The following is a 12,024-nucleotide window of genomic DNA, read 5'->3' on the forward strand; positions in this document are numbered from 1 at the left end:
TTTTTCAAAGCACAACTTGGCTAAGAGGTGAGATTATGATCCTTGGACTGCCGCGGGCTTTGCTTTATTATTATTACAACCCTCTGTGGCAGACTTTTTTCACCAGTCTGGGGGTGGAGACTGTCATATCCGGACCGACCACCAAACAGATGGTGGATGACGGAGTCAAGCATTCAGTGGCTGAAATTTGCCTGCCGATCAAAATTTTCTGCGGCCATGCAGCGGCGCTGCTGAAGCAGGATGTGGACTATGTATTTATCCCCCGCATGATATCGGTGGAAAAACACAAACATTTCTGCCCTAAGTTTCTCGGTCTGCCGGATATGATGCTGCATATTATGCCTGAGCTTAGAGGACGCATCTTAGACCCGGACGTATACTGCCGGCAGGAATCCATCTCTGACCTGGCGGATATTCAGTCCTTCACCAACCGCCTGGGCATCGGGTCCCGGAAAGTTAAATCGGCCCTTGCGGCTGCCCGTCAGACCTGGGACATCTTTCGTCAGTACCACCGTCAGGGACTGACCATCGATGAGGCTCTCCTCAAACTGCAGGGGACAAAGGACGGCCTTCTGCCCTTTGCCCGGTTGTCTGAGCCGCCGGGGCCGCCCCAGGTCACAATCGGTCTCCTGGGTTATGTCTATAATATCTACGATTCCTTCATCGGCATGGATATCATCAAACGCCTGCGAGCCACGGGGGCTCAGGTAACCACCTTTGAGATGCTGGATGATCAGCCCATCGTGGATAAGCTGCGGCCTATGCACAAATCTCTTCCCTGGACCTTCTCCAACAAGCTGTTAGGTGCGGGTTACAGCTTTTTTGATGATCCGGCCATCGACGGTCTGATTCACGTGACGGCCTTTGGCTGCGGTCCGGATTCGCTGCTGGGCAGAATGCTTGAGTTTACGGCGGCGGAACAAACTAAGCCCTTTATGACTATTCGGGTGGATGAACACTCCGGCGAGGCGCATTTGGCCACCAGGGTCGAGGCGTTTTTAGATATGATCCACCGCAAACACCAGTTCGCGTAGGGGCCGCAGGAGCATTAATGGTTTTGAAAATGATTTCCGAGGGAGATACTATGAAGCTGACTTTTCCCCATATGGGGCCGATTGTGATTTATAAACGGCTGTTGGAAGCCTTTGACCATGAAGTTGTCATGCCGCAAAAGCCGACGCAGCGGACGATGGATCTGGGTACGAAATACAGCCCGGAGTTTTTGTGCTTTCCGTTCAAATGCCTGATGGGCACCTATATCGAATCCATAGAACGAGGCGCGCAGGGAGTGGTGACCACCGGCGGCGACGGCTCCTGCCGGGCCGGCTTTTACGCCGAGGTGCATCAGCGGATCCTGAAGAGTCTGGGATATGAGGTCCCTTTTTTTGTCTTTGATTCGCTGTTTTTACATCCCCGGGAATTCCTCGGCCATATCCGGAAGCTAAAAGGACGTTATTCCTGGTGGTATTTCCTGAAGACCTTCCGCTTTTGCTATCTGATGCTGGCGGCTCTGGACCGGCTGGAAAGCCAGATCCGCTTGCTGCGGGCCTTCGAGCAGACCAGGGGAGACTTCAGCCGGGTGTGGGACCGCATCGTCAATCTGTTTGACCAGTGCCGCTCGGTACGGGAGGTAGACGAACTGGAAGAAGAATCGTTGCGTCTGATCCGTCAGATACCCTTGCGGTCTCAGACCCAGCCTACGGTAAAGGTCGGCATCGTCGGCGAAATCTATGTGACCATGGAAGGCCATGCCAACCTGGAAATCGAACAGAAACTGGCGGCCCTGGGAGTCCAGGTGGTCAGTTCCCAGTATGTGTCCCACTGGCTCCAGGACAAAATCAGCCTGCTGCCCTGGAAAAAGTCCTATGAGGAAAAAATCCTGGAAAAAGCCACCCCCTACCTAAAAATCAATCTGGGCGGACATGACAAGGAAAATATCGCTCATATTATCACCTTCCGGGAACAGGGGGTTGACGGCATCATCCACCTGATGCCTTTCGCCTGCCTGCCGGAGCTGGTCACCCAAAGCATTATTCCCCGGCTTTCCCAGGAGCTGAACCTGCCCATCTTGTCCCTGGCTCTGGACGAACAGATGGGAACGGCGAACAGCCAAACCCGGATCGAAGCCTTTATCGATCTGATCATGAACCAAAAACGCCGGCAAGGCGCGGTTCCGACGGCTGTAACCGTCGGAGCTTGCTGATAGCATTGTTTGATGTTGGAGGCTGATACCTTGAATAAAGATGTTTGTCTGGGAATCGACGTAGGCTCGGTCAGCATTAATATCGTACTGGTTGACCGGGATAATGAAGTCTTATTTTCTTCTTATACCCGCACCGAGGGCCAACCTCTGCCTTCGGTCAGACGGGCTTTGGCCGACATGTTCGACAATATGGGAGGCCTGAACATCGTCGCTGCCGGCGCCACCGGCAGCGGCCGTCAATTGGCCGGACTGCTGATCGGCGCCGATGTGGTTAAAAATGAAATTACGGCCCACGCCACCGCCACTGTCACCTATCATCCGGATGTGCGCACGATTTTTGAGATCGGCGGCCAGGATTCCAAAATCATCGTAATCCGCAACCAAATGGTAACGGATTTTGCTATGAATACCATCTGCGCCGCCGGCACTGGCTCTTTTCTCGACCACCAGGCTGAACGGCTGAAAGTTCCCATTCAGGAATTCGGCGATCTGGCCTTAAGCGCCACATCCAGCGTCCGCATCGCCGGCCGCTGCACCGTATTCGCCGAGTCAGACATGATCGCCAAGCAGCAGTACGGTTTTTCTAAAGCTGAAATCATCCGCGGCCTGTGTGAGGCCCTGGTGCGCAACTATATCAATAACCTGGGCCGGGGCCGGGAAATGTTGCCGCCTTTCGTCTTCCAGGGAGGTGTAGCCTGCAATAAGGGGATTGCGGCTGCCTTCAAACAGGAAATCGGTCAAGATGTGATTATCCCCCGCCATTTTACCGTGATGGGGGCCATCGGCGCAGCCATTCTGGCCCGTGAGCAGGCCGACCTGACCGGCAAACCCACAACTTACCGGGGCAAGAAGGCCCTCGCCACCGAGTTCAACCCCTCCAGCTTCGCCTGCAACGGCTGCCCCAATGTCTGCGAAGTGGTAAAGGTTACGATGGACGGTGAGGTGGTCGCGATCTGGGGGGATAAGTGCGGTAAATGGGCGAGTAGCTTAGTGCCTGTCGTCTAGAAGGGGACCGTTCAAAAAGGCCCATCTGCGTCGTTGTCACTGCGGGCGGGCGCTCCGACGTACTTCCAGTACGACTCCGCTTCCGTCCTCGTTCCGCCTAGCATCTGGACCTTTTTGAACGGTCCGTGGCATAAGATAAGTTCATAACGAGAGTATAGGAGTAATAAAGCGGGCCAAACTATACTTATGATTAGTTTGGCCCGCTTTACTCTCTACGGTCTATCCGGCTGGTGCCTGGAGGTTCTTTGGACCGGACTGGGGTCTCTCCTGGCCGGTGATGCCCGGCTGACGGCGCAGACTTACCTGTGGATGTTTCCCATCTACGGGGTAGTTGTGTTTCTGGAACCGGTTCATGACCGGATCGCCGACTGGCCCTGGCCGGTAAGAGGGTTGTTGTGGATGGCCATCTTTTTTGGTATCGAATACCTGACCGGCTGGATTATTCGCCTGGCGGTGGGACAAAGTCCCTGGAACTATTCCCAGGCCCCCTGGCACCTGCATGGTTTGATCCGCCTGGATTACGCCCCGGTATGGTTTGGGGCGGGGTTTGTCTTTGAACGGTTTCATGCTTATCTGCAGCAAAAGGGCATCTCTTGACAATACCTAACCGGCCTGTTATATTACACATAACAGCATAAGGCTACCAAATGCAAAGAACGGGAGAAGTAAGTGAGTCAAGCTTCACAGAGAGCCGGGGGACGGTGCAACCCGGTAAGCGGACTGGCTGAAATACACCCGGGAGCAGCAGGCCGAAAGAATGCGAGTAGGCTGCGCCGGCAGGCCGCCGTTATCAGGCCGGAAGGCTTCATACCTTCTGTAAGCGGCTTTTACCGGCAATTTGGGTGGTACCGCGGGTTATCCCGTCCCTGTTTTCAGGGACGGGTTATTTTATTTTTATTGAGGAGGATCAGAATTAAAATGTCTGTTTTAGAAGTGCTGCAGGAACGCGGCTTTATCGAACAATTAACCCATGAGGCGGAAATTAAAGAACTCTTAGAGAAAGAAAAAATCACTTTCTATATCGGTTTTGATCCTACAGCTGACAGCCTGCATGTGGGGCACTTTCTGGGCATGATGGTCATGGCCCATATGCAGCGGGCCGGACACCGCCCCATCTGCCTGATCGGAGGCGGAACCGCCATGGTCGGCGACCCCAGCGGCAAAACTGACATGCGCAAAATGATGACCCAGGAAACCATCCAACACAACGGCGACTGCTTCAAAAAACAGATGCAGAAATTCATTGATTTTTCCCATGGGCGGGCCCTGATGGCCAATAACGCCGACTGGCTGCTGGTCCAGAACTACGTCCAGATGCTGCGGGATGTGGGGGTCCACTTCTCGGTCAACCGTATGCTGACCGCGGAATGCTTTAAGCAGCGGATGGAAAAAGGCCTGACCTTCCTGGAGTTCAACTACATGATCATGCAGGCCTTTGATTTTCTTGAACTTAACCGCCGCTACGACTGCGTTATGCAAATGGGCGGCAATGACCAATGGTCCAACATCCTGGCCGGTGTGGAGCTCATCCGCCGCAAAGAGGCCAAGCCAGCCTTTGGCCTGACTTTCACCCTGCTGACCACCAGCGATGGCCGCAAGATGGGCAAAACCGAAAGAGGCGCCCTCTGGCTGGACGCGGAAAAGACTTCCCCCTATGACTTCTACCAATACTGGCGCAACATCGACGATGCTGATGTGGAAAAATGCCTGGCGCTCCTGACCTTCCTGTCCATGGATGAAGTCAGGCGCCTGGGGGCTCTCAAGGACCAGGAAATCAATATCGCCAAGAAAACCCTGGCCTTTGAAGTAACCAAGCTGATCCACAGCGAAGAGGAAGCTCTCAAAGCTCAGCAGGCCGCCGAAGCTCTGTTCGGCGGCGCCGGCGCTCTCGACAACGCCCCCACTGTCACCATCTCCCCCTCCGACCTGGGGACCAAACTGCTGGATGTTCTGACTGCTGCCGGCATCTTCCCTTCCAAAAGCGAAGGCCGCCGCTTAATCACTCAGGGAGGGTTATACCTGGGCAACGATAAAGTGACAGACCAGGAAATGATCCTGACCGCCGATTTATTTGAAAATAACAGCCTGCTGCTGCGCAAAGGGAAAAAGACCTACCACCGGATTGTGGTTGAGTAAAAGAAAATAAAAAAGCGCCGCAAAGCGTTATAAACGCGATGCGGCGCCTTTTTATCGCAATTGCTTAAGCTGAGCCAGTACCTCCCGGTACTCCCGATCCAGTTGAACCGCATTATCCTTCTTGCCCGGAGCGGCCAGCCGGCTCACCAGTTCTGACAAGCGGTGCTCCAATACCAGACGGGCTGCCGGATCGGCTTCAGGCTGATTTTTCCGGGACCGGGACAAAGTCTCCTGATACTGCGCGTAATTGCCGGGAAATTGCCGGATACCCTGGTCCTGAATCAGCAGCAGGTCAGTGGCCACCTTATTGACAAATCGCCGGTCATGGGACACAAACAGCAGGTTTCCCGGATACTCTGCCAACACTCCCTCCACCGCCTCCAGGGAAGGGATGTCCAGATAGTTAGTAGGCTCATCCAGTATCAGCATATTCACGTCGCTTAAAAGAATCCGGGCCAGACAGACCCGCACCCTTTCTCCCCCGCTCAGCATCCCCGCCGCCTTATAGACCGCATCGCCTTTGAACAGCAGCCTGGCCAAAGTCAGGCGGACAAAATTCTCATCATACGCGCTGGTCTCCAACACATTTGCCAACAGAGTTTTCTCAGGCGTGAGAATGCTCATATCCTGCCGGAAATAGCCGATCTTCAGTGATGAAGACACAGTAATGCCCGGATGGCCATACAGGATCATCGACAGCAGAGTGGTCTTGCCGCTGCCGTTAGGGCCTATGACGGCAGTACGCCGGCCGTTAAAGACCGTAAAATCCGCCCGGTTGAACAGCACTTTTTCGCCAAAAGTCTGACAAACCCCTTTACCCTGAATCAGCACCTTGCTGTGGATATCCGCCGCCGCCAGGTCCAGCTTCATCTGAGCCGGAGCTTTGGGACGCTCTTTCAACTCCAGCTGCTCCAGGCGGGATTCCATAGCCTTCACGGCTTTATCCAGATTGGCTTTGGCCTTTTGATTGCCCATCTTATGCAGCCGGGCTTCAGAGTTTCCCATGCGGGCCGGCGTTTTGCGCATGGTCTGGGCCCTTTGCCGGCGGTCTTCCGCGGCGGCTTCCAGTTTCCGTTTTTCCCGCAGATACTGTCCGTATTCAAACTCCTGCCGTTCAAGCTGAGCAGCCTTTTGCGCCTGATAGCTGCTGTAATTTCCCTGGTACATTCTCATGGCGCCGCTTTCCAGTTCAATGATCCGGTCACAGAGCGCATCCAGCAGTTCCCGGTCATGGGAGACCAGTATCATTGCGCCGGGAAAAGCCGCCAGCCTTTCCTCCAACAGCCGGATGCCCTTCTCATCTAAATTGGCGGTGGGTTCATCGGCAAACAGGATCTGACTGTTCTCGCTCAAAGCCGCCGCAATCTTTTGCCGGGTTTTTTCCCCACCGCTCATCGCCCCGGAGTCAACAGCCGAAACCCGGAATTGCCGGGCCAGCACCGGATCCACCTCTGCCGGCGGGCTGTCATCCAGTTGCGCAATATAGGCGGTTTGGCCATATTGTTTCACATTGCCCTGATCGGACGCCAAGAGCCCCGCCATGATTTTCAGCAATGTGGTCTTGCCGGATCCGTTTAAACCCACTATGCCGATTCGCTCCCCACTGTAAACTTTTAAGTGGTCCAAACGAAACAAAATTCGCTCCCCAAATCCTTTGACCACATCGTTAAGCTCTAAAACCAACAAAAAAAACCCCTCCTAATCTGCTTAGGAGAGGATTGTATACACACAAAGCCCAGTCTACGAGACCGGAACAGTCCCATAATCCAGACTAAAAGACAGTACCGGCAAGGCAGACCGCCAGAACCAAAAGGTTCCACAGGCCCCTTCCTTCCCCGCATGCCCTGTCAATCCTCTCCAAAGCCATAACAGTATAACCAGCCTAAGCCGGTTCGCCATACTGGTAAAGCTGTTGTAAAAAGGATGACTAGCGCATGTTGGCAGTACCGTATTCCTTTCTTTAAAATGGGACGCGCTAAATGGCGCTACATTCATTATACCCGGACCGGTCCTCGTTTACAAGAGTGCATATTGCCAAAAACCTGCAGTGCAGCGGATTAGCCACTATTTGGTATAAGCGATATGGACGATTTCGATGGCCTCATCAGATTCCAGAATGGCGATTTCAATCGGTGGGATTTCGGCGATAACCGTATCCTCCAGCACGAATCTCACCACGCCAAACGTACTGTCGCAAAACGTATCATAAATCCGGCCGGCACTCTGACAGCCAAGGGGAACCGTATTGGTGCTGTTGGCCACATAGCCCACCTGACCCACCGGATCGATCTCTACCTTGATCGCCTCTCCGTCATGGGGATTGTCAGTCTCTTTTATCAGTTTCAAGGCAGTTCCCAGGCGAAACACATTACTGCCAAAATACTGGTTCATCCCCACCACTGCCACATACCGTTTCATTTCCAAGTAAAATTCACCGCCTCTCAGGCATGATAGTTACAAAGAACTTATCACTATATTCTATTCCAGTCAGCCTTAAACCACGCCTGTACAGAAAGGATATACTCTTGCGGCGCCTTTATATGAATATGAAACATGCGGACAGATTTCAAGCTCATCATTCTATTGGCAGCGCCATTCACTAAAAAATGTATTGATTGTTCGCCGGCCCTGAAGCCAATAATAAGAATAAACGCAGTCACAGGATGATCATCATAACCGGATCATCGGAAAGGAAAATCAGTCATGCGACATAAATCCAAACGAAAAACCCAGCAAAAAAAATACAGACGGCTGCTGGCGGCAGTAGCCGTCGCTGCCGTTCTATCCACGGCCATGCTGCCGGGTGGATTGCCGGCAAAGGTCCAGGCTTCCCCGGTAAATTCCCTCAACCTGGAAAACATTGCGATTTATGACAAGGCTGTCAAGCCTAACTGGGCCGGCAGCCCGGTGAGCCTGGTAAAAGCCAATGCCCGTAAATACGGTTTTAATCCCAACACCGACCGATTTTCCCTGCTTTCTCAGACAAGAACCAAAGCAACCGTCCAGGTGAAAAGCGGCGACCGGACTTTTAAAGTAGACCTGACCCGCAAGGGCTTCTCCCAGTGGAAAATCACCGTTATCCGCGGCATCGGCAATATGAAATACCCTGCCAGCTACACCCCGGCCAGTTTTTTTGAACCGCAGCAAAATATAACCCTGACTGCCGCCGAGATCCCAGATTCGGTACTAATGTACCGGAACAACGCCTTTGCCAATTGGACCTGGCAAGACTCCTCCGCTCCGGCGGATCTGAGCTTCGGCGTCCTGGTTCAAGATTCTCCTGGCAAACGCCGGATCCCGGCGGAGGTCTATGACCGGATCAAAGGCATGGACCTGCAAAACCGGCTGGTGCTTTATGCCGCTTTAGGCAATGAGAAATCCGACGGTTACGGCATCGGCATTGAACAGATCGCCGCTGCCGATGACCGGATTACCGTCACGGTGAGGACCAAAAGCCCCCGTCCAAATGAACGGGGGACAACCGGCGGCAAACCCTATGACATCGTGTCCCTGGACCGCACCGCGCTTAATTTTTGGAGTCCGCTGCATATTACCTTCGTAGACCAGAACAATAAGACACTGCGTTCCTATACCGTTGTTCTCCGCTAAGTCATCCGGAATCCCCTACTAAACAACGCACCTGCAGCCTCAACCTGGGGCCGTTCAAAAAGGTTCAGATGCTAGGTAAGAGAAACGCTTGCGTTTCCGTACTAGTGGAGAATTCAGGTGACTTTTCGGCTTATGAGAGATCATCCGCTATCAGCACTCTCCCGAAAAGTCACGAATTCTGATACAGCGCGACGAGGACGGGCGTGAGACTGTACGTTCGCAGGGTACGTCGAACGCCCGCCCGCAGGAAGCAACGACGCAGATGGGCCTTTTTCAACGGCCCTCTCTAGCAATAGACATTGCCCGGCATACACCGTTGCGTATACTTTTCTATGTACCGTCGCGGGTTACGGGCTATGCGGGTCAGTAGATCAATGAAAATGTCCACTTCCCGGGAGGTATTGTACAGTCCGAAACTGATCCTCACCAAACCAGGCACAACTATATCCTCATGGGCATGATAATATTCCAATTCCTGCTGGGTGAGTCCCAGCAATTTCTCTACATACGGGTGAGCGCAAAATAAACCGTTACGAACCGCAATCCCCGCTTCTCCCGACAAAATCTCCGCCAGCAGACCGTGAGAAACCTCTTTTAGGCTGAAAGAAATCAGGCTGACCCGGTTGTCTTCAACCTCCGATTGCTCCTGATCCGGAATACAATAAAGAGTCAGGCCGGGAATGGCTTTCATCCCGTTTATGGCATAGCGTATCAAGCCGTTTTCGTAAGCATGAACCGACCGCAAGTCACTGGAATTCAACGTTGCTATAGCCGCCGTCAAAGCCACCAGGCCTATGATATTGGGCGTACCGGCTTCGTGTCTTGCCGGCGGCGGCCCCCATTCCACAAACTGACGGGAAACCAGGCCAACAGCACCGCCGCCGGCCAGCAAAGGTTCGGTCTGGGTGAAATCCTCCATGGGCCCGATCAGAACGCCTATGCCAAATGGGGCATACATCTTATGGGCGGAGAAAGCCAGGTAGTCAATATGATCCGGCGAATTCACCGGCTTCATGTCGATGGGCGCGTGGGACGCCAATTGGGCCGCATCGACGAAGATTTTGGCGCCGTGGCGATGAGCCGTGCGGGCAATCTGACTGAGGGGATTCATATATCCGGTCACATTGGAGGCGCCGCTCACCGCCACCAGACCGACCTTTCCCTGATAGGCCCTCAGTTTGGCTTCCAGATTGGGCAAAGACAGTCTGCCGTCCGAGTCCACCCGGACATAATCGGTTTTAAAACCGGTCCGCCAAGGCAGGTCATTGGCCAGATGCTCCATTTCGGTGCTGAGAATGATCTGCTCCGGCCGGATGGCTCTCAGAACGTGGGCCAGAAGATTAGCCGATTCAGTGGTATTTTTGGTGAAAATCACCACCTGGGACGGATCTGCCCCGATAAACTCATGCACCATCTCCCGGGCCTTTTCATAAAGGTCGGAAGACAGCACTGACTTATAGCCTTTTCCCCGGTGCACCGAAGAATACCAGGGCGCGAAATCCACAATCCGGTTCATAACCGCATGAAAGGGCGGCGTAGTAGCCGCGTTATCAAAGTTTATGGCCGTAGCGGTTCCCCCGCCGGCTATAGGGACCTTCAAATTGACTCCTGCCACCAAGCGTCTAAAATCATTATCTGCACGTGGCATCTTGATCACCACTTTGTCATTTTGTTTTCAATCATTTGTTACAAACTCATCTGCGGCCTCGAACCTGGGACCGTTCAAAAAGGTTCAGATGCTAGATAGGAAATACGCTTGCGTTTCCGTACTAGTGGAGAATCGGGTGACTTTTCGACTTATGAAAAATCATCCGCTATCACCAATCTCCCAAAAAGTCTCGAATTCTGATACAGCGTGACGAGGACGGGCGGTCAGACGGTACGTTCGGGAGGTACGACGATACTAGAAAGATGCGGAGCATCGTGAGATCAGAAAGAGAACAGCTCACTTTTCAGTCTAGTCACAGCCAAATAGACTACTGCATACGAAACCGAAAAGGGATGTTTTCTGAATGATCCCGCCCGCAGGAGGCTGCAGTGACGCAGATGGGCCTTTTTCAACGGTCTCCTGAATCAGCCCTTGGGTTTCAGGGGAAGAGGAGGCATAGGCAGCGGGACTGCCTGCTGGTAAACCGGGGGATAGAGCACTTCCCGGTCAATCATGACTTTGACGCAGGCCTTCAGGACAACCCAGACATCAAAGGAACAATACCCATGATCATGATGATGATGATGATGCGGGTCGCAGCCGGGATGCCCCGGATGATGGGGATGGTGGTCCGGGTCGCAATCCGGATGTCCCGGATGGTGAGGATGATGGGGCTTATGCCCGGGTTTAAAGTCATAATTACAGTAATAGCTTTCTTCCGGTCCATACTTGGAATCGCCCCAATGGCCATCGTCATCGCAGCACGGCCCATCCATATGCTTATCATGGTGGCCAGAATAGCCTTTCAGCCTTTCCTGGCGCATTTTTGACGTTACATCATAATCCACATATTCCACAAATACGCTGGCATCCACATCCATGCCCCGGCGGGCGCCAGAAATCGGAACGGCAATGGTAAACCGCACCCGCCGCACTTCTACGGCATGGACCGGCTGATGCGGCAGGCAGGCGACATAGAGGGCTTTGACCTCGAAACAGCCGCGGACAATGACTTCATCGCAAAGCACCCGGACATCGGTGACGGTAACCCGCTTAATGAACACATCGACGATCTGCTCAATCAGGGGCTTATGCCGGGGCACAAAAATATGAATATCAATGGTCTTCTGCTCTTCAGCGCGGCCAACGACCTGATTGAAGCACATATTGGATAACATCGTATGCTGGCCATGATGATGACCGTAATCGCCATGGTATCCGTGTCCGGATTGGTGGAAATGGTGATGTTTCGCACGCTGGACTTCAGGCTCTTTTCGTTCCTGATCCATAGAAAATTCCCTCCCTCAAGCAATAGTTTCCTAGTCTACCATTGCTTTTGTTCATCATATGCAGAAAACCCCTCTGTGGGTGCAATACCCGGCGAAAACTCAAAGAAAAAAGCGCCGAAACCTTTACTACGTCG

The 12,024-nt window shown here is 53.2% G+C and carries 10 protein-coding genes and 1 other annotated feature; of the genes, 6 read left to right on the plus strand and 4 right to left on the minus strand.

Annotated features, from left to right (window positions below; translation table 11 throughout):
• The first annotated feature begins 35 nt into the window (after nt 1-35).
• From ALO_RS18535 to tyrS, 5 genes are all read left to right on the plus strand, one after another.
• Complete coding sequence (locus ALO_RS18535) at nt 36-1,034, plus strand: acyl-CoA dehydratase activase-related protein (RefSeq protein ID WP_004099202.1); 999 nt, start codon at nt 36-38, stop codon at nt 1,032-1,034.
• A 17-nt stretch (nt 1,035-1,051) separates the two neighbouring features.
• Nucleotides 1,052-2,203, plus strand: coding sequence for a 2-hydroxyacyl-CoA dehydratase (locus tag ALO_RS18540; protein WP_004099204.1), 1,152 nt, complete (start codon nt 1,052-1,054; stop codon nt 2,201-2,203).
• 12 nt (nt 2,204-2,215) lie between these two features.
• On the plus strand, nt 2,216-3,208 hold the full coding sequence (locus tag ALO_RS18545; RefSeq protein ID WP_040293869.1) for an acyl-CoA dehydratase activase: 993 nt from the start codon (nt 2,216-2,218) through the stop codon (nt 3,206-3,208).
• 186 nt (nt 3,209-3,394) lie between these two features.
• Nucleotides 3,395-3,805 (plus strand): putative ABC transporter permease, encoded by a 411-nt coding sequence (locus ALO_RS18550; RefSeq protein ID WP_004099207.1) that lies wholly within the window; start codon nt 3,395-3,397, stop codon nt 3,803-3,805.
• Nucleotides 3,806-3,851: 46 nt separating this feature from the next.
• Nucleotides 3,852-4,079: a binding site (T-box leader), on the plus strand.
• Between the two features lie 47 nt (nt 4,080-4,126).
• The gene (gene tyrS / locus ALO_RS18555; protein WP_004099209.1) at nt 4,127-5,344 is read left to right on the plus strand and encodes a tyrosine--tRNA ligase; all 1,218 of its coding nucleotides are present in this window, start codon (nt 4,127-4,129) and stop codon (nt 5,342-5,344) included.
• Nucleotides 5,345-5,395: 51 nt separating this feature from the next.
• Here tyrS and abc-f read toward each other — a convergent pair whose 3' ends face one another.
• Together abc-f and ALO_RS18565 are read right to left on the minus strand one after the other, a co-directional pair.
• A complete protein-coding gene (abc-f, locus tag ALO_RS18560; protein ID WP_004099210.1) occupies nt 5,396-7,030 on the minus strand; it encodes a ribosomal protection-like ABC-F family protein in 1,635 nt (544 codons plus the stop codon).
• A gap of 378 nt (nt 7,031-7,408) precedes the next feature.
• Nucleotides 7,409-7,762 carry an HIRAN domain-containing protein gene (locus ALO_RS18565; protein WP_050807056.1) on the minus strand — a complete coding sequence of 118 codons (354 nt, stop codon included), beginning with the start codon at nt 7,760-7,762 and terminating at the stop codon, nt 7,409-7,411.
• Between the two features lie 285 nt (nt 7,763-8,047).
• On the opposite strand from ALO_RS18565, the gene ALO_RS18575 reads away from it, so the two are divergent.
• Nucleotides 8,048-8,953, plus strand: a complete 906-nt coding sequence (locus ALO_RS18575) for a protease complex subunit PrcB family protein (RefSeq protein WP_004099213.1) — start codon at nt 8,048-8,050, stop codon at nt 8,951-8,953.
• Between the two features lie 286 nt (nt 8,954-9,239).
• Here ALO_RS18575 and ALO_RS18580 read toward each other — a convergent pair whose 3' ends face one another.
• Nucleotides 9,240-10,601 (minus strand): aminotransferase class V-fold PLP-dependent enzyme, encoded by a 1,362-nt coding sequence (locus tag ALO_RS18580; protein WP_040293871.1) that lies wholly within the window; start codon nt 10,599-10,601, stop codon nt 9,240-9,242.
• A gap of 425 nt (nt 10,602-11,026) precedes the next feature.
• Nucleotides 11,027-11,890, minus strand: a complete 864-nt coding sequence (locus tag ALO_RS18585; protein ID WP_050807053.1) for a DUF3794 domain-containing protein — start codon at nt 11,888-11,890, stop codon at nt 11,027-11,029.
• Nucleotides 11,891-12,024 lie beyond the last annotated feature (134 nt).

It is taken from the genome of Acetonema longum DSM 6540 (assembly GCF_000219125.1).
Classification (GTDB): domain Bacteria; phylum Bacillota; class Negativicutes; order Sporomusales; family Acetonemataceae; genus Acetonema; species Acetonema longum.